Raw genomic sequence first — 18375 nt, 5'->3', positions numbered from 1 at the left:
AAATGCGCGAGTGGCTTCAACATCCGGCGACCAGGTCGCGGCTGCGCGGCAGCCTCTTCGGCGGGGCGATCGGCGACGCGCTCGGCGCGAAGACCGAGTTCGACTCGATCGACCGCATCCGGGAGATCGCCGGACCCGCCGGGATCACCGACCTCATCCCGGCGTACGGCGGCGTCGGGCGGATCACCGATGACACCCAGATGACGTTGTTCACCCTGGAAGGCCTGATCAGGGCCCATGCCGCCGCGCGCCGGGAGCAAGGGACCTTTACTCACGGCCGGAGGCAGCAGGGGACCTTTGCTACCGCTGCTACCGCCACCGCCACCGCCGTCGAGCAGTCGCTGCAGCTGGCCTACCAGCGCTGGCTGCACACCCAGGGCGTCTCGTGGGAGCGCGCCCGCGGCCCGCAGGACACGAGCGCGGAGCCGGACGGCTGGCTGATCACGAACCGTGAGCTGTTCAGCCGCCGCGCGCCCGGCCTCACCTGCTTCGGTGAGCTGGAGGCCTACGGCAGGACCGGCGTACGCGCCGGCATGGACAAGCCGGTGAACAACTCGAAGGGCTGCGGCGGGATCATGCGCGCCGCGCCGGTCGCGTTGTGGTCGGACGACCTGGCCGAGGTGTTCCGGCTCGGCGCCGAGAGCGCGGCCCTGACGCACGGTCACCCGAGCGGGTATCTCTCGTCGGGTGCTTTCGCCGTGATCGTGCGCGAACTGCTGGTCGGGAAACCGCTTCTCGACGCCATCGCGACCGCCCGTGCCGAGCTGGAGAAGTACCGAGGGCACGAAGAGCAGAGCGTCGCGCTCGACCAGGCGCTCGCCCTGGCCGAGGAAGGCGCCCCGACGCCGGAGAAGCTCGAGACGCTCGGGCAGGGGAACATCGGCGAAACCGCGCTCTCCATGTCCGTATACGTCGCACTGACCACTACGGACGCGAACACCGCCCTGCTCGCGTCGGTGAACCACAGCGGCGACAGCGACTCGACGGGTTCGGTCTGCGGGAACCTCGTCGGCGCGATGTACGGCGAACAGGCCTTGCGGACGGACTGGCTCGAGAAGCTGGAACTGAGCGAAGTGATCGGACAGCTGGCGGACGACGCGCTCGCGGAGTTCGGCGGGAACGCCCCGGGTGACGACCGGTGGTACGTCCGCTATCCGGCCCACTAGATTTACCCCCGGTTTGGGGAACTTGGGGAGGGACACATAGTGCGTTACCGGGTTCAAGCGGCGGAGCGGCCGGATGGCCTGTACGCCGTCTGGGGGGACACCGTCTTCGCGGCCCAGCGGTCGACCGAAGACGGCACGCTGCTGCTCGTCGCGCCGCCGGGGGAAGCGGCGCCCGAGGGTTTCGATCGCGACTGGAACGGCCGCCCGGCCCGTGTCGTGCTGAACGGCGAGGTCGGCGCGACCTTCAGCCTCCAGTCGTACGGCCGGTTCGACGACGAGCACTTCCAGATCGCGCCGAACACCGGCGGCGGCGACCTGACCTTGCGCTGGGCGGGAGAGGACGCGGCCCGCGCGGCCGAACTGGGCCTGACGGACTTCTCGACCACCGCCTCGCCGTCGCGGCTGACGGCGTTGTGGCAGACCCGGCACGACTTCGTCGAGACGCCGGAAGCCCGGCCGGAGATCGGCACGGGTGACCAGAGCGCGCTGCTGCGGGCCATCGGCCGGACCCTGCTGCGGGTGCTGCCGCCGGGCTGGCAGCGCGTCGGCGCCCAGTTCCGGCAGGTCGGCGACTACTCCGAACTCGAGGTCCGCTCGGTCGGCGACGAGGGCAACGGCCCGGTGTCGGTGTCGATCGCGGCTCCGCCGGAGCTCGGTTCGCTCTTCGCGCGGTTGCGCGCGGCGATGCACCAGCCCGAGACCGGCACCTGGTTCCAGGGCACGTTCACCCTCGACGCGGAATCGCATTTCGACTTCGACTTCGACGCCGAGCAGGAACCGACCTGGCGGCTGGCGCCGAACGAGGCCGGGAAGCCGTCGCCGCGCGCGTACGCGACCGAGCTCGCGATCTTCCCGCGCGACACCAAGCACGTCCCGGCCTGGCTTTCGGCCAAGGCGGGACTGCCGCTGGACATCGTGTTCCGGCACGCGAAGGTCGTCGACGCGCACAACGAGGGCGAACGACCGGTCGTCAACCGGCCGCCGGTGCCGCCGGACCTGATGCGCGGCGTCCTGGACTACCTCTTCCGCTCGCCGGTGGCGCTGACCAGGCCGGGTCCGCAGCCCGACATCTTCACCCCGAACGGCCCGCCGGACGTGCCGAACGCCTTCCACACCGACGGCGTGTGGATCTGGCCCGCGGCCGTCCCGCACTACCTGCGCAAGTACGGGGTGCCGCCGGAGCCGGAGCTGATCGAGCACATCCTGGCCGCCGGCTTCCGGCCGCCGCTGGTCGGCGAGCTGGTGCGGGCGACCGCGGAGGCGGAGATCGTCGGCAAGCCGCGGCCGCCGCAGACCGCAGCGGACCTGCCGGACGAAAGTGCCCGCACCCGCGTCGAACGCGACGGCGAACCCGGCCGCGACATCCGCGCCGTCGAGGTGCTGGACGTCCTGTACCAGCGGCTGGCCGAGCACGGGGTGGCGCCGACGTCCTACCGGATCGGCGCGAACGCGGTGCCGGAGCCGGGGCTCTGGACCCTGCGCCGCACCGAGACCGGCTGGGAGGTCTCCCGTCCGCCGACGGACGAGCCGGTGGCGTTCGCCAAACTCGAAGAGGCGGCACGATTCTTCCTCGGCACCCTGCTGCTGTACCCGGCGCGAGCCGCGGTGGGCGCCAACGAGGAGTCCGACAACCCCGCCGACTGGCCGATCCTGCCGCTGCGGGGCGAACCGCCGCTGAACTTCTTCCGTCGCAAGCGGATCGTCGTTCTGCCGTCGGGCACCACGGTGCAGCGGTTCGGCAACGAGACCGGCAACCTCGTGCACGCCGAATCGGCGCGGTTCATCGAGACGTCGCTGGCCGCGGACCGCGAACGGGAGCGCAGGCTCTACCGCGTCGTGCGGCCGCTGCGCGTGGTCACGGGCATCACCGCGCCGTGGAACGGGACCCCGGGCGGGGCCGTGGCCTACGTGCTGCCCCGGCCGATCGCCCAGCATCTCGAAACCGGCGCGCTGTCCCGCGTCCAGTGACGGGGTAGCAGACGTCAGGAAGCGGTGATCAGCACCGCGGGCGACCACCAGTAGTCCGCGAGCGGCTCGATCCGGATGCCGGTGAAACCCGCTTCCTTCAGCTGCGAAGCCCAATCGGTGGCGGGCTGCTCCCAGTTCGCGCGGTCCGCCCCGGGTTTGACCAGGCCGAGCAGGATCGGCAGCAGGAACCCCTGTGCCACCAGCGACGCCTCCTTGCCGTACTCCGAGATCCCGCGTTCGTAGCGGGTGACCAGGGAAAGCAGGTACTCGGGGGAGTCTTCGTCGTACTCGGGCACGTCGAACTCGGCGAGAACCAGACACGACGTGCGCGGCCGGAGCGCCCGCAGGACCTCGGTGCGCTCGCCGGTCGGGATCGACTGGAGCGCGAAGGTCGACTGCGTCAGCTGCCACTGCCGGTCGTCGTCGCGGGCCAGGAACTCCTGCGCGGTGGCGTCCCAGGTGTGCAGGCCGTGAGTGCCGTCGAGATGCTTCCGCGTTTCCGCGAGCAACGCGCTCGACGGCTCGACCAGGTCGATCCGGCCCGGCTGCCGGTCCGCCTGTTCGAGGGCGGGAACGACGGCGAGCCCGTCGCCGCAGCCGAGGTCGAGCAGCGAACCGACACTGCCGTAGCGCCGGGCGAGCATGGCGCTGAGCCGCCGATAGAGGTTGACGTTCCCGCCACCGCGGATGAACGCCGTGAACGCGGCGGGCTGGTCGTACACATCTCCGCCGCCGCCTTCGGTCAGGTACCGGTGCAGTTCGCGGCCGAGCGTGGATCCGGCACGCTCGGCGAGGTCCGCTGCCGTGGCCCGGTCACCGTCTCGGTACGCGGTGAGCGCTGCGGCCAGGACGTCCGTTTTCTTCATGTTCTCCTGTTTACCGTCAGAAAGGCACCCAAAGGGTGACTCTGGTGCCATTGCCCGGAGCCGACTCCACCCTGGCGGTCCCGCCGACCTCGTTCAGCCGGGCGGTGATGGACTCGCTGATCCCGAAACCGGCGGGCCGGGAGTCGATACTGAACCCGGCACCGTGATCGCGGGTGATCACCGCGACGCCGCCTTCCTGCTCCTCGACCCGGACGACGACCTTGTCCGTCCCGGCGTGTTTGAGGGTGTTGCGCAGGGACTCGCGGACGGCGTCGCGGATGGCGATCTGCCGCACCTCCGAAAGCGTGTCGTCGTCGAGCTCGGCGATCACGAGCTGGGCACGCAGCCCGTCCCGCGCCATCTCCGCCGCCAGCGAAGCGAGCTTCTCGCCCAGCGGCCGTGAACCGGCTTCCGACCGTTCCGAAGCCTCACTCTCGATCGTCCGGCGCAGTTCCATCGACTGCGCCCGCGCCAGCCGCTGCACCTCGGCGAGCCGCGCGACCGGGTCGCCCTTGTTGGCCAGCGCGATCGCTTCGAGGGTCTGCAGCACGGAGTCGTGCAGCATCCGGTGCTGGCGGGCGCGTTCGGCGATGCGGCCGTTGCGGATGCCGTACGCGAGGGCGAGCCGCGTGCCGAGCCCGATCAGGACGAGGGCGCCGCTCGCGGTGAAGAGGACGCCGAGGATCGACGGGAAAGTGGCCATGGCGTCGCCGGGCGCGGCTTGGCCGGTGCCGAGCAGGGACGCGAGCATCCGCACCGGGAAGCTGCCGACGGCGAGCGCCGCGGCGGCCGGCATACCCAGCGCGAGCGCCAGCAGGGCGACCTCGCCGAGCAGGTGCTTGCCGGGGATCGCCATCGCCTCGGTGAAGACGGAAGCCGGCACCAGCGCCCCGACCGCGAGCGGCGCGAACAGCGTGAACACGAGGTCGATCGCCAGCAGCCGGGCCGCGTACTGCGGGCGGAACGGCGCCGAGCGCAGCATCCACCGGATGCCGTACAGGGAGAGCCCGACCGAGCCGAGGGCCACCAGCCCGACCGGTCCGATCCCGATCATGCCGTGCGTGGAGACGTAGACGCCGAACGCGCCGGGCACCGCGAAGAGCCGGTAGACCAGCGGGACGAGGGCGACGTAGCGGGCGGCTCTGAGCAGCAGGTTGTCGCGATGGGCCGTGTCGATGGGCCCCGACATGTGCTGGATCCGCCGGAGCGCGCGCATCGGTGTCGGGTCGCCGACCTCGTCCGACAGCTCGCTCGTCGCCGTCGCCAGCGCGGGCGCGCCACGACGCAGCAACGTCACCAGAAAACTGGGCGGCCGCTTCGCCATGGATTTTCCCCCTGCCCGGAGCACCGGCAGGAGTATCTCCGGTTACGCCGTGTGGATCCAGAGACCAAGGGGGTTTATCTCAGCCTATGCCGTTCTCGGCGGCCCACTTCTTCAATTCGGCCACCGCCTCGTCGTGCTCCAGCGGACCGCGGTCGAGCCGCAGTTCCTTCAGGTGCTTCCAAGCTTTGCCGACGTCCGGCCCCGGCTTGAGCCCGAGGATCCGCATGATCTCCTCGCCGTTGAGGTCCGGCCGGACCCGGTCGAGGTCCTCCTGCGCCTGGATCGCCGCGATCCGCCGCTCGAGGTCGTCGTAGGTCGCCTGCAGCGCGGCCGCCTTCTTGCGATTGCGCGTGGTGCAGTCGGCGCGCACGAGCTTGTGCAGCCGGGGCAGCAGGTCGCCGGCGTCGGTGACGTAACGCCGCACCGCCGAATCCGTCCATTCGCCCTTGCCGTAGCCGTGGAACCGCAGGTGCAGGAACACGAGCTGGCTGACGTCCTGGACGATCTCCTTCGAGAACTTCAGCGCGCGCAAACGCTTGCGGGCCATCTTCGCGCCGACGACCTCGTGGTGGTGGAAGCTCACGCCGCCACCGGGCTGGAACTCGCGCGTCGCGGGCTTGCCGACGTCGTGCAGGAGCGCCGCGAGCCGCAGGATCAGATCCGGCTCGGAGGTCGGTTCGTGCGACTTCTCCAGGTCGATCGCCTGCGCGAGCACGGTCAGCGAGTGCTGGTAGACGTCCTTGTGCTGGTGGTGCTCGTCGATCGCCAGCCGCATCCCCGGCACCTCGGGCAGCACGCGATCGGCGAGGCGGGTGTCGACCAGCAGCTCGATACCGGGCCGGGGGTCGTCCGCCAGCAGCAGCTTCGACAGCTCGGCCTGCACGCGCTCGGCGGTGATCCGGTCGATCTCCTCGGCCATCGACGACATCGCGTCGACCACCCGCGGCGCCGCGGTGAACCCGAGCTGCGCGGAGAACCGAGCGGCCCGCAGCATGCGCAGCGGGTCGTCGGCGAAGGACTCCTGCGGGGTCGCGGGCGTGTCGAGCACCTTGTCCTGCAGTGCCTGGAGCCCGTCGTGCGGGTCGACGAAGGTCTTGTTCGCGAGGTCGATCGCCATCGCGTTGACCGTGAAGTCGCGGCGGAGCAGATCTCCCTCGATGCTGTCGCCGAAGGTGACCTCGGGGTTGCGGCCGACACGGTCGTAGCTGTCGGCGCGGAACGTCGTGATCTCCAGGGTCATGCCCTGTTTGGTCACGCCGACGGTGCCGAACGCGATACCGACGTCCCACACCGCGTCGCCCCAGGCGCTGACGATCTTGAGCACCTGGTCCGGGCGCGCGTCGGTAGTGAAGTCGAGGTCGTTCGACAGCCGGCGGAGCATCATGTCGCGGACGCTGCCGCCGACCAGGTACAGGCTGTGCCCCGCCTTCGCGAAGAGCTTCGCGAGCTCGTCCGCCAGCGGGGAGATGCGCATCAGCTCGGTCACGGCGTTCTGCATCGCAGTGCTCTTCCCCGCAATCGCCTGCCCGGCGACCACCTTGTTCACGACAATCCCACCACGATTTGGATGTACTTACTACGGCCCGGCCCAACACGGGCACGGAGAGCCAGCGTACCTGTACCGCCGTTTGCTCTAGCATCGCAGCATGTCTGGATCAGCCGGGCGCTCCGGCGCTTCGAAGCCGGGCCGCCGGCGGAGGCGCAGGCGGGGGAGGCGGCTGACCACGGTCGACGAAACCTCGGCCGGCGGACTCGTCGTCGACGCCGAACGGGCGAACGCCGCGCTGATCGGGCGGCTCGACCGGCACGGCAGACTGCTGTGGTCGCTGCCGAAGGGCCACATCGAGGACGGTGAGACGGTGGAGCAGACGGCTGTGCGCGAGGTGAAGGAGGAGACCGGCATCTCCGCGCAGGTCCTGCGGCCCCTCGGCACCATCGACTACTGGTTCGTGGCCGAGCGACGGCGCGTGCACAAGACGGTGCACCATTTCATCCTGGAATCCACCGGCGGCGAACTTTCGGACGAGGATGTCGAGGTGACCGAGGTCGCCTGGGTGCCGCTCGCCGACCTGGAGACCAAACTCGCCTACTCCGACGAGCGCAAGCTGGTCCGGAAGGCCAAAGAACTCTTCGCGCAGCAACAGCACACCGCCGAGGGAGCACCTGAGTGAAGCGGCTTGCCGCCACTGTCCTGTCGATCCTGTTCCTGGCCCTCACCGCGTTGCCCGTCGCGGTCGCGCAGGCCCAGGAACAGCCCCGGCTGCGCGTGGACCTCGACCAGCTCAACCCCCGCGTGATCACCTCGGCTTCGGCTTCGCTCACCGTGACCGGCCGCGTCACCAACATCGGCGACCGGCGGATCAGCAAGCTGGGTGTCCGGCTGCAACTGGGCACGCGGCTGCAGAGCGAGCAGCAGATCGGTGACGTCCTCGCCGGCGACAAGTTCAAGGATCTCGCGGCGACGGAGTTCGTCGACCTCGAACCGGACGAGCTGGAGCCCGGCCAGAGCGCCGCGCTGAACCTGGCCGTCCCGCTCGGTCAGTCCGCCAAGCTGCAGTTCCCGAGGCCCGGCGTGTACCCGCTGCTGGTCAACGTCAACGGGACCCCGGATTTCGGCGGTCCGGAACGGCTGGCGGCGGTCACCCTGCTGATGCCGGTGCTCGGTGTCCCCGGCAAGGCGCCCGCGTCGCGTCCGCCGTCGGCGCCGTCGACGAGCCTGCTGTGGCCGATCGCGAACAGCGTCGTGCACGTCGTCTCCGCCCCACTCGGCGGGCCGCTGACCCTCGCGGACGAGCGGCTGGCGGACGAGCTGGCCGCCGGCGGACGACTGGACTCGCTGGTCGAGGCGGCGCGCGCGGCCGAGGCCGACACGAAGGTCTCGTCGTCGTTGTGCCTGGCCATCGACCCCGACCTGGTCGCGACCGTCGACGCGATGACCCGTGGCTATCAGGTCGCGGGCGGCGCTCCCGGCAAGGGCGTCGAGACCGCGAAGAACTGGCTCGGCAGGCTGAAGGCGCTGGTCGCGGGCCGGTGCGTGGTCACCCTCCCGTTCGCCGACGCCGACCTCACCGCGCTGACGAAGGTCCGCGCCGGTGACGCCACCGACACCGCGCTCATGACCACCGCGCTCGGCGGCGCGGGGACGATCAAGAACCTGCTCGGCATCCAGCCGCAGGACGGCGTGCTCTGGCCCGGCGGCGCCCTCGACTCGCAGACCGTCGAAGCGATCGGCAAGGCGGGCGTCAAGACCGTGCTGACCGATTCGGGCAAGCTCCAGTCCCGCACACCGCTTTCGAGCGGGGTGTCGATCGAAGGGACGGACCTGCGCGCGCAGCCGATCGACGCGCTGATCTCGTCCGCGCTGAACGGCTCGGGGTCCACCCAGAACGGGCTCGGCGCCATCGCCTTCCGTGCCGGGCTCGGCGGGCAGAACGAGGGGCCGGAACGCGCACGGCTGCTGATCGCGCCGCCGCGGCAGTGGGCCGCGACCGGCACCGAACTCACCACGTTCCTGGAGCGGATGGACGACTTCTACACCGCCGGCCTCCTCAAGTCGGCGCCGCTGCCCGAACTACTCGGTGAAGCCCCGTCCGGGACGGCGTCGGTCAACTACGACCCACAGGATCTGACTGCCGCGACCAGCGGCGACGTCACCGCGAAGATGTCCCAGCTCGACAACGAGACACTGGGCCTGTCGTCCGCGATGACGATGGATGCCACCAAACGGGTGAGGCCGGCCGACGTGGTCGCCCCGGTCCGGCTCGCCCTCATCCGGGCCGCGTCGACGTCGTGGCGCGGCGCGGACGCCGCGACCGTCACCGGCAACGCCCGCGGCGATCTGGAGGCGATCCGCAGCCAGGTCACCGTCGAGCGGCCGAAGCAGACGATCGCGCTGGCTTCCGGCGCGGCGCCGCTGCCGGTGTTCATCACCAACAACCTGCCGGTCGGCGTCGCCGTCCAGGTCGCCTTGAAGAACAACGTGGGCCTGCGGCCGACCGACGACACCCAGTTGCAGGCTCAGATGGTCCCGGCCAACAGCGCCCGTAACCGGCTGCTCCCGGTCGAGGCGCTGCGGGCCGGCCGGTTCAGCGTCGACGTGTCGCTGACCACGCCCGACGGGACCCCGCTCGGTTCGGCCGCGCGGTTCGAGCTGACGTCCACGGAGTACGGCGCGATCACCATCATCATCACCATCACCGCGGCGGGTGCGCTGCTGCTCCTGTCGTCCCGCCGGATCTACCGGAGGATCAAGGACTCACGAGCCGATCGGGCGAACGAAACCGCCCCGCGTGTGACCGAGGACGCACAGGTTTAAGTGTTTCCGGGCGTCGCCGATTACCCTGGGTCGAACGATGCCGCCGGGCATCACGTAGCCGAGCACCGAGGATTGGGCACGCGTTGGAAAGAGAGCCGGGTGTACCGCCCGAGCGTGCAGGCCGTCCCCGGCGCGAAGGCACTCCGCCACCGCCCCGCCGTACCGAGGGACCCGCACGCCGTCCGGAGCGTCGTCAGCCGCCCCCGCAGCAGCCCCCACCCGAACGCGGTGAGCGCCCGCGGCGGGCCGCGCCGCCGCCTCCTCCGCAGCCGGTGGACGGCCGCCGCCAGCGGGTGGCGGGCCGCCCCGACGACGAGACACGGCGGCTGAGGCCACCGCAGGCCCCGCCGCCGAACCAGGTACCGCCGCGGAAGGTGCCCCCTCCCCAGGGGACGCCTCCGCCGCCGACCCGTCGTCAGCCGGTTCCGCCGCCGCAGGGCCCGCCGCTGCCGCAGCCGTCCCAGAACCCGCCGCCGCGGCGTCCGGCCGTGTCACAGCCGCCTCCTCAGGCGCTCCACCAGACACCGCCTCCGCCGCATCGCGGGCGCCGCCAGCCGCCACCGGTCCGCCCGTGGCAGGTCGACCGGCGCGACGAACCCGACGCGACGCGGTTCATCCCGCGAACCCCCGGCGTCCCGATGGGCTCGCGCTGGCCGGTCGCCGACCCTGACGTCCTCCGCCCGTACGACCAGCTCGCCACGCAGGTCATGCCGGCGATCAAGGACGCGCCGCTGGTCAAACCGCGGCCGGGGGAGACGGGCGAGCAGGATGTCGCCGCCCCGGCGAAGGCGCCGTCGATCGCGAAGTCGAGCGGACGGATGGCGATCGCCTCGCTGATCAGCCGCATCACCGGCTTCGCGTGGAAGCTGCTGCTGGTCGCGGCCATCGGCGCGCAGGTGGAGAACGACTCGTTCAACGTCGCCAACACGATGCCGAACATCATCTTCGAGCTGCTGATGGGCGGTGTGCTGTCCAGCCTCGTGGTCCCGCTGCTCGTGCGGTCGCAGGACGACAAGGACGGCGGCGAGGCGTACACCCAGCGGCTGGTCACGGTGGCGGGCACGCTGCTCGTGGTCGGGACGACGATCGCCGTCCTGGCGGCGCCGTTGATCACGAAGCTCTACGTCGACGACAACGGTGACGCCAATCCCGCGCTGGTCACCGCGTTCGCGTACCTGCTGCTGCCGCAGATCTTCTTCTACGGCGTGTTCGCGCTGCTCTCGGCGGTGCTGAACGCGAAGCACATCTTCGGCCCGACGGCGTGGGCACCGGTGATCAACAACCTGGTCGTCATCTTCACGATCCTCGTGGTGTGGATCATGCCGGGGAACATCTCGACCGATCCGGTGTCGATCACCGATCCGAAACTGCTGACGCTGGGTCTCGGCGTGACCTCGGGCATCGTGGCGCAGTCGGTGCTGTTGATCCCGCCGCTGCTGCGGTCCGGGTTCAAGTTCAAGTGGCGCTGGGGCATCGACAAGCGCATGAAGGAGTTCGGCGGGCTCGCGCTCTGGACCGTCGGCTACGTCGCGGTCAGCCAGATCGGCTACACGATCACGACTCGCGTGCTGACCAGCGGTTCGCAGGGCGGTGTGACCGCGTACAGCAACGCGTGGCTGCTCTTCCAGCTGCCGTACGGCGTCATCGGGGTGTCGCTGCTGACCGCGATCATGCCGAGGATGAGCCGCGCGGCCGCGGACGGCGATCACAAGAAGCTGATCGGCGACCTGTCCTACGCGTCGCGTATCTCGACGGTGACGCTCCTGCCGATCTCCGCGGTGATGACCGTGGTGGGCGGTTCGGTCGGCATCGCGCTGTTCACCTTGGGCAAGGGCACGGTCGAGAACGCGTCGCGGATGGGCGAGGCGCTGGCTATCTCCGCGTTCGCGCTGCTGCCGTACGCGCTGGTCATGCTTCAGATGCGGGTGTTCTACTCGATGAAGGACGCGCGGACGCCGGTGCTGATCATGATCGTGATGACCGTGGTGAAGGTGCCGCTGCTGTACCTGTGCCCCGTGCTGCTTTCGCCGGACAACATCGTGCTCGGCGTGATGATGGTCAACGGCCTCACGTTCGTCGTCGGCGCGATCCTCGGTCAGGTCTGGCTGTGGGTGACCCTCGGAAATCTCCGGAGCAAGCGGGTTCTCGGAGTGATCCTCTTCACGGTCGTCGCGAGTGTGCTCGGCGTCGGCGCGGCGTGGCTCGCCGGGCAGATCGTCCCCGACTCGTTCGGGCCTACTTTCCATGCCTGGGTGAAACTTCTGCTCCAGACGGTGGTCGGGATCGTGGTGTCGTTCGGCGTGCTCATGGCCTTGAAGGTCGAGGAATTGAAGCCCGCCACGGCGAGGATCACCCGGTTGATCAAGCGCGGATAACGATTCACGTACGGATGGCGCGCGTTCACGGGTCGTATTCTGGGTACTCTCGGGGCGGGAGCTACGCGGGAGAGTGCGGTGGATACGAGACGGAGCGAACAGGCAGGGGAGGCCGGCCAGATGGGCATCCGGGCCCAAGGCGGGTCGCTGGCCCCTGGCCGGGTCGTCGGTGACGGCCGGTATCGCCTGCTCGCACAGTTCGGGGTGGACGAGCGGGCCGCCGCGCATCTTTGGCGTGCCCGCGACGGGCAGCTGAAGCGGGACGTGGCGCTGACGCTGCTGGTCGGCGACCCCGCGGACGCGGAAGCCGCCCGGCTCGCGCGCCGGACGCTGGAGCGTGCCGCGCACGCCTCCAAGTTCGGCCACGGCGGGGTCGCGCGCGTTCTCGACGTGCTCAGCCTCGGCAGCGGCGTCACATCGAGCGAAGGTCTGCTCGGTGTCGTCGTCGCGGAATGGACCAAGGGCAGCGACCTGGTCGACCTGGTGGCGCAGCGCCCGGTGGCGCCCGCCGCGGCGGCCAGGATGGTGCAGGCGCTGGCGGAAGCCGTCGACCACGCCCATCAGAACGGTCTCGTCCTCGGCCTCGACCACCCGCAGCGTCTCCGGCTCACCCCGGACGGCGCACTGAAGCTCGCCTTCCCGGGCCCCTTGCCCGAAGCGACCCTTCGCGACGACGTCAAAGCACTCGGCGCCGTCCTGTACCTGCTGCTGACCGGCCGGTGGGCCCTTCCCGGTGGCCCGGCCGCGATCCCGGCGGCGCCGCACGCGCCGACCGGCCGTGTCATCCCGCCGCGTTCACTGGTCCCGACGGTGCCCGTCGAGCTGTCCTCGCTCGCCGTCCGCACCATCGAGGACGGCGGCCACGGCGGTATCCGCACCAGCGCGGCCATCCTGCGTGTCCTGGACCAGGTCGCCGAAGCCGAAGAACGCACCCAGCTGATCAAGGCCGTCGGCGAGGAAGAGGCCGTGGCCGAATCGGACGGCACGGTCTGGACGACGAAGAAGCCGGTCAAGGACGTCGCGCGCCGCAAGAAGCTGGCGTTCGGCGTGACCGTGCTGGTCGTCGCGACCGTGGTCATCCTCGCCTGGGGTGGGATGATGCTGATCAACCTGTTCCAGGGCGAGTCGAAGTCCAGCGGTCCGAAAATCAACGTCGCCGCGTCCTCTTCGCAGGTCGCGCCGCCGCCCTCGGGCGAGCAGCCGCCGCCGGCCCAGCAGAAGCCGTCCCCCGCCGTGGGTGCCGCGGTGAAGCCGTCGGCCGTGGCCGTCTACAACCCGGGCAGCAAGGGCGACAGCCCTGGCAAGGCCAGGAACACCACCGACGGTGACACGGTCACCTCGTGGAAGACCGACCAATACGACAAGCAGTTCCCGGTGCTCAAGGACGGCGTCGGACTGGTCGTGACCTTCAAGGACCCGATCAACCTCACCCAGGTCAAGATCGACGCGGCGAGCCCCGGCTCGAAGGTCGAGATCCGCTCCGCCGACAAGAAGAACCCGAAGCTCGACGAAACGAAGGTCGTCGGGACCGGAGACCTCGCGGAGGGCGAGTCGACCATCGCGTTGCAGCAGCCTCAGCAGGGTCAGTACTTCATCATCTGGATCACTCAGCTGGGTGAAGATGACAAAGGAAAGTTCGTCACCGAACTCAACGAGCTGACCTTCCTGCCTGCGGGGTGACGGCGGACACCGGGTCAGTAGGCTCTCCCGGGTGACAGCTGCAGCTCCCACGGACGCGGATCTCATAGCGGCGCATGCCGCTGGAGACCCGCACGCGTTCAGTGAACTGGTCCAGCGACATCGAGACCGCATGTGGGCGGTGGCCCTGCGCACCTTGCGGGATCCGGAAGAAGCCGCGGACGCCCTGCAGGACGCCTTCATCTCCGCGTTCCGAGCAGCGGGCAACTTCAGAGCCGAATCGCAGGTCACGACGTGGTTGCACCGCATCGTCGTGAACGCGTGCCTCGACCGCATCCGGCGGGGCAAGGCCAGACCGACCGTTCCGTTGCCCGAGACCGGGCAGTTCAACGAGCCCGCTTCACCGCGTGACTCGATGTCGGAACGTGAGACGAGCCTGGTCATCAAGGAAGCCCTCGACCAGCTCCCCGAAGAGCAGCGTGCCCCGATCGTGTTGGTCGACGTCGAGGGATACTCCGTCGCCGAGACGGCGAAGATGCTCGGCATCGCCGAGGGCACGGTCAAGAGCCGGTGTGCCCGAGGTCGCGGAAAGCTCGCGAAGGTTCTCGGACATCTACGGAACCCCGATGCGATTGCGAACGTCCCAACTCACGAAAGCAAACGAGAGCGCGCTACCCCGCAACGGGGTGCCAGGCGTCCTCAGGGCACGCCGGGTGACGGGGAGGGACGATGACAGACGAGAGCAGGGGGATCGGTGGGACCGTCGGTCCGCCGTGGTCTGTCGATGTGCTCGCCGACCTGCACGCAGGTGTGCTGGACGAGCGAGAAGCGGCCAAGCTGTGGCCGCTGGTGAACGCCGACCCCGAAGCACTGGCGATCATCGAAGCACTCGAAGCGACCACGGCCGACCTCGCGGAACTCGCGAACGAGCCGGTCGCGCCGATGCCGGCGGAGTACGCGGCACGGATCGACGCCGCGCTGGCCGCCGAAATGCGAGTGTCGCCTGCGTTTCAAGGCGCATCTGAACGGCCGCAGGAGCAGGTCGCCCCGGTGGTGGACCTCGCGGCCGCACGGCGGCGGCGGAACAAACGGATCGGCTGGGGCGCCGGAATAGCGACCGTGGCGGCGGCGGCCATCGCCGCCGTGGCGATCGTCGTCCCGACCACTCGGGAGCCGGATTCGGGCGGTATCGCCCAGCCCGCGCCGTCGGCTCCTTCCGGACCTTCGGTCGGCGGAGACGGCGGAGGTGCCGAAGCCCTCGTCGGCAAGGCGATCGGCGTCCGCGACTTCGGCTCGCTGAAGACCGAAGAACGCCTCGACGCCTGCGTCGCCGCAGCCGGAATGGACGCCGACGTGCGGCCGGAGGGCATCCGGCCGGTGAACGTCGCGGGCAAGGACGGCGTGATGGTGATCTACACCACAGGCAAACTCGCCCAGTTCCGCATCGTCGCCTTCGGTGCCGACTGCGGCCCGGGCAACCCGGCCGTCCTCTTCGACAAGATCATCGGAGCGAAGTAGCAGACGAGACGTGGTAGCAGCGGCAGAAAAAGATCTCCCTGCTGCCTCCGGCCGCTAATAGAGGTCCCTTGCTCTCCGGATGGGAGCAAGGGACCTTTGCCACCACCTCGGCGCGGGCGGGGAAGTAGCGCCGGTCACCCCGGGAACACCGGCCCTTACGATCGTGTTGAGCCTGGTGAACAGGTCACTACGAGCGGAGGTCACGGGTGGCTGCCGAGGAGATCAGGAACCTGATCATTGTGGGATCGGGTCCTGCGGGATACACCGCCGCTGTCTACGCGGCACGGGCGCAGCTCGAACCGCTGGTGTTCGAGGGCACTCAGTTCGGCGGTGCGCTGATGACGACGACGGAGGTCGAGAACTTCCCCGGCTTCCGCGAAGGCATCCAGGGTCCCGACCTCATGGAAGAGATGCGCGAGCAGGCCAAGCGTTTCGGCGCCGACCTGCGCCAGGAGGACGTCGAGTCCGTCGAGCTGACCGGTGACGTCAAGTACGTCTTCGCGAACGGCAAGCGCTACGCGGCCCGCGCGGTCGTGCTCTCGATGGGCGCCGCGGCCCGCTATCTGAACGTGCCCGGCGAGCAGGAACTGCTCGGCCGCGGGGTTTCGGCCTGTGCCACCTGCGACGGTTTCTTCTTCCGCGACCACGACATCGTGGTCGCCGGCGGCGGCGACTCGGCGATGGAGGAGGCGACCTTCCTGACGAAGTTCGCCAAGTCCGTGACGATCGTCCACCGCCGCGAGGAGTTCCGCGCTTCCAAGATCATGCTGGAGCGTGCCCGCGAGAACGAGAAGATCAAGTGGGCGCTCAACAAGCAGATCACCGAGGTCGAGGGTGAGGGCAAGGTCGAGGGCCTGAAGCTCAAGGACACGGTCACCGGTGAGGAGTCCAAGCTGGACGTGACCGGGTTCTTCGTCGCGATCGGTCACGACCCGCGCAGCGAACTGGTGCGCGGCCAGGTGGACCTCGACGAGGACGGCTACGTGCTCACCAAGGGCCGCACCTCGTACACGAACCTTCCCGGCGTTTTCGCCGCGGGCGACCTGGTCGACCGCACGTACCGGCAGGCGATCACCGCCGCGGGCTCGGGCTGCGCCGCGGCGATCGACGCGGAACGATGGCTGGCGGAGCACGCCGGTGTCGAGGCCGCCCAGGAGACCCCTGAGCTGGTCGGTGGCGGCTACGGCGCCACCACCGACTGACTTTCCCAACACCGGAGTTTCACCACCCAGAAGGAGACACCATGGCCAACACCGTGACGGTGACCGACAAGACGTTCGTCGACGACGTGCTGACGAGCGAGAAGCCCGTCCTGGTCGACTTCTGGGCGACCTGGTGCGGTCCGTGCAAGATGGTCGCCCCGGTACTCGAGGAGATCGCGGCCGAGAACGGCGAGAAGCTGACGGTCGCGAAGCTCGACATCGACGCCAACCCGAACACTGCGCGTGACTACCAGGTGATGTCGATCCCGACGCTGATCCTGTTCCAGGGCGGCAAGCCGGTGAAGCAGATCGTCGGCGCCAAGCCGAAGGCCGCGCTGCTGTCGGACCTCGCCGACGTCCTCTGATCTCGCGTTTCATCTGCCGAAACCCGGGGCCTGCCCAGGCTCCGGGTTTCGTCGTCACGGGGAATGGGTAGATCTCTCCGTTATGGGAACGCCTGGACGAGTTCCACGAACGGGGACTTGACGCACCGACCGGGCCTCCGCGCTCACCGAGAGTTCACAGGGCACAATAGAGCACCGGGGTTCGCCCCGCAGGGTTTTCATAGTCGTGCATCGAGCTCGATCGGTGCCCCAAGGGAAGAGCGAGGAGTGCATGCGGGTACTCCGCCGCGGTGACGCCGGACCGGACGTCGCCGAGATCAGGTCCACGCTGGCGGCGATGGAGCTGCTCCCGCCGGTGACCGAATCCGGGGAGTACGAGGTCTTCGACACGGCGATGGAACATGCCGTGCGGGCGTTCCAGCAGCGCCGTGGGCTCATCACCGACGGTCTGGTGGGTCCGGCCACCTATCAGGCGCTTCGCGGCGCCGGCTTCCATCTCGGCAGCCGGCCGCTGACCTACATGTTCTCCGCCCCCATGCAGGGTGACGACGTCTTCGCGCTCCAGGAGCGGCTGACCGAGCTCGGTTTCGACGCCGGCCGCCCGGACGGCCACTTCGGTCCCCAGACCGAGCGTGCGCTCAAGACCTTCCAGCGCGACATGCGCCTGGTCGCCGACGGTATGTGCGGCCCGGCCACCATCCGTGAGCTGCACCGGCTCTCTTCGCCGCGTGCCCGCGGCGGCCGCCCCGTTTTCCTGCGCGAGCAGGAGCAGGTGCGGCAGGCGGGCCCCCGGCTGCGCGGCAAGCGCATCGTGATCGACCCTGGCCACGGCGGCGAGGACCTCGGGGTCGTCGCGGGCGGCCTGCGCGAGGCGGACATCGCCTGGGACCTGGCGCGGCGGCTCGAAGGCCGGATGCAGGCCACGGGCATGGAGGCGCTGATCTCGCGCGGCCCGAACCAGAGCCCGACTGAGGGTGAGCGGGCGAAGTTCGCGAACGAGGCGGGCGCCGACCTGTTCCTTTCGCTGCACAACGACAAGAACCCCTCGCCCAAGGCGCAGGGGGTCGCGAGCTTCCACTTCGGCACCGGCAACGGCACCACGTCGACCGTCGGTGAGCTGCTGGCCGGCTTCATCCAGCGCGAGCTGGCCGCCCGCACCGGCATGCTCGACTGCCGCACGCACTACAAGACCTGGGAGATCTTCACCCGCACCCGCTGCCCGGCGGTGCGGATCGAGATCGGCTACCTGACCAACCCCGAAGACAGCCGCAAACTGGCGGACCCGGCTTTCCGCGACGTCGTCGCCGAAGGCATCCTGGTCGCCGTGAAGCGCCTGTACCTCCTCGGCGAAGGCGACCAGCCGACCGGCACGTTCACCTTCGCGGACGTCCTGGCGCACGAACTCGCCAAAGCGGAGTAGCCAGTCCTCCACACCCGCACGCGGGCGCACATCCCTCTGCCGACGCCCTCGGCACAACCGGTTGTGTGCCCCGTCCCCCGAGTACGCCACCCCTAGCTCCACCCGGCGCGCAGCCCCCACCCTTCCCGGGGGGCGTCCCCAAGTCCAGCCTACCCATCCACAGATTTTCCACCGCTCCTAGCAGCGATCTGTGGATAACTCGGCGGGTTACCCACAGCTGTCCCCAGGCAGGGGGATGG

The 18375-nt window shown here is 69.7% G+C and carries 14 protein-coding genes; 11 read left to right on the top strand and 3 right to left on the bottom strand.

Annotated elements, in window-relative coordinates; genetic code table 11:
• Positions 1 to 2: 2 nt before the first annotated feature.
• Positions 3 to 1166 (top strand): ADP-ribosylglycohydrolase family protein, encoded by a 1164-nt coding sequence (locus tag AC069I_RS06325; RefSeq protein WP_478223930.1) that lies wholly within the window; start codon positions 3 to 5, stop codon positions 1164 to 1166.
• A 39-nt stretch (positions 1167 to 1205) separates the two neighbouring features.
• A complete protein-coding gene (locus AC069I_RS06320) occupies positions 1206 to 3134 on the top strand; it encodes a TNT domain-containing protein (RefSeq protein WP_478264942.1) in 1929 nt (642 codons plus the stop codon).
• A 14-nt stretch (positions 3135 to 3148) separates the two neighbouring features.
• On the opposite strand, the gene AC069I_RS06315 is transcribed toward AC069I_RS06320, so the two are convergent.
• From AC069I_RS06315 to AC069I_RS06305, 3 genes are all read right to left on the bottom strand, one after another.
• The gene (locus AC069I_RS06315; protein WP_478223928.1) at positions 3149 to 4000 is read right to left on the bottom strand and encodes a class I SAM-dependent methyltransferase; all 852 of its coding nucleotides are present in this window, start codon (positions 3998 to 4000) and stop codon (positions 3149 to 3151) included.
• Positions 4001 to 4016: 16 nt separating this feature from the next.
• Complete coding sequence (locus tag AC069I_RS06310) at positions 4017 to 5324, bottom strand: sensor histidine kinase (RefSeq protein WP_478223927.1); 1308 nt, start codon at positions 5322 to 5324, stop codon at positions 4017 to 4019.
• Between the two features lie 79 nt (positions 5325 to 5403).
• Positions 5404 to 6822, bottom strand: coding sequence for a CCA tRNA nucleotidyltransferase (locus AC069I_RS06305; protein ID WP_478224444.1), 1419 nt, complete (start codon positions 6820 to 6822; stop codon positions 5404 to 5406).
• A 148-nt stretch (positions 6823 to 6970) separates the two neighbouring features.
• On the opposite strand from AC069I_RS06305, the gene AC069I_RS06300 reads away from it, so the two are divergent.
• From AC069I_RS06300 to AC069I_RS06260, 9 genes are all read left to right on the top strand, one after another.
• A complete protein-coding gene (locus AC069I_RS06300; RefSeq protein WP_125679360.1) occupies positions 6971 to 7495 on the top strand; it encodes an NUDIX hydrolase in 525 nt (174 codons plus the stop codon).
• Positions 7492 to 9639: a DUF6049 family protein gene (locus AC069I_RS06295; protein WP_478264941.1), complete on the top strand. Its 2148-nt coding sequence runs from the start codon at positions 7492 to 7494 to the stop codon at positions 9637 to 9639. The genes AC069I_RS06300 and AC069I_RS06295 overlap by 4 nt, the downstream gene beginning before the upstream one ends.
• Before the next feature lie 272 nt (positions 9640 to 9911).
• Positions 9912 to 12014: a murein biosynthesis integral membrane protein MurJ gene (gene murJ / locus AC069I_RS06290; protein ID WP_478265161.1), complete on the top strand. Its 2103-nt coding sequence runs from the start codon at positions 9912 to 9914 to the stop codon at positions 12012 to 12014.
• 120 nt (positions 12015 to 12134) lie between these two features.
• Positions 12135 to 13694, top strand: coding sequence for a hypothetical protein (locus tag AC069I_RS06285; protein WP_478224442.1), 1560 nt, complete (start codon positions 12135 to 12137; stop codon positions 13692 to 13694).
• A 31-nt stretch (positions 13695 to 13725) separates the two neighbouring features.
• Positions 13726 to 14385 (top strand): RNA polymerase sigma factor SigM, encoded by a 660-nt coding sequence (sigM, locus tag AC069I_RS06280; RefSeq protein WP_478264940.1) that lies wholly within the window; start codon positions 13726 to 13728, stop codon positions 14383 to 14385.
• A complete protein-coding gene (locus tag AC069I_RS06275; protein WP_478264939.1) occupies positions 14382 to 15170 on the top strand; it encodes a hypothetical protein in 789 nt (262 codons plus the stop codon). Before sigM ends, AC069I_RS06275 begins: the two co-directional genes overlap by 4 nt.
• A 206-nt stretch (positions 15171 to 15376) precedes the next feature.
• Positions 15377 to 16372, top strand: a complete 996-nt coding sequence (trxB, locus tag AC069I_RS06270) for a thioredoxin-disulfide reductase (RefSeq protein ID WP_478223924.1) — start codon at positions 15377 to 15379, stop codon at positions 16370 to 16372.
• A 41-nt stretch (positions 16373 to 16413) separates the two neighbouring features.
• On the top strand, positions 16414 to 16737 hold the full coding sequence (trxA, locus tag AC069I_RS06265; protein ID WP_101611569.1) for a thioredoxin: 324 nt from the start codon (positions 16414 to 16416) through the stop codon (positions 16735 to 16737).
• 250 nt (positions 16738 to 16987) lie between these two features.
• On the top strand, positions 16988 to 18136 hold the full coding sequence (locus AC069I_RS06260; protein ID WP_478223923.1) for an N-acetylmuramoyl-L-alanine amidase: 1149 nt from the start codon (positions 16988 to 16990) through the stop codon (positions 18134 to 18136).
• Positions 18137 to 18375: the final 239 nt, after the last annotated feature.

Source organism: Amycolatopsis sp. NPDC043885 (assembly GCF_056435685.1).
This window is presented reverse-complemented; position numbering and strand designations above follow the sequence as displayed.

What these genes read in the sequence shown, in the direction of transcription:
- AC069I_RS06325 (WP_478223930.1), top strand. Translation starts at nt 3, where the DNA reads ATGCGCGAGTGGCTTCAACATCCGGCGACCAGGTCGCGGCTGCGCGGC.
- AC069I_RS06315 (WP_478223928.1), bottom strand. Translation starts at nt 4,000, where the DNA reads ATGAAGAAAACGGACGTCCTGGCCGCAGCGCTCACCGCGTACCGAGAC.
- AC069I_RS06310 (WP_478223927.1), bottom strand. Translation starts at nt 5,324, where the DNA reads ATGGCGAAGCGGCCGCCCAGTTTTCTGGTGACGTTGCTGCGTCGTGGC.
- AC069I_RS06305 (WP_478224444.1), bottom strand. Translation starts at nt 6,822, where the DNA reads ATGCAGAACGCCGTGACCGAGCTGATGCGCATCTCCCCGCTGGCGGAC.
- AC069I_RS06300 (WP_125679360.1), top strand. Translation starts at nt 6,971, where the DNA reads ATGTCTGGATCAGCCGGGCGCTCCGGCGCTTCGAAGCCGGGCCGCCGG.
- AC069I_RS06285 (WP_478224442.1), top strand. Translation starts at nt 12,135, where the DNA reads ATGGGCATCCGGGCCCAAGGCGGGTCGCTGGCCCCTGGCCGGGTCGTC.
- AC069I_RS06275 (WP_478264939.1), top strand. Translation starts at nt 14,382, where the DNA reads ATGACAGACGAGAGCAGGGGGATCGGTGGGACCGTCGGTCCGCCGTGG.
- trxA (WP_101611569.1), top strand. Translation starts at nt 16,414, where the DNA reads ATGGCCAACACCGTGACGGTGACCGACAAGACGTTCGTCGACGACGTG.
- AC069I_RS06260 (WP_478223923.1), top strand. Translation starts at nt 16,988, where the DNA reads ATGCGGGTACTCCGCCGCGGTGACGCCGGACCGGACGTCGCCGAGATC.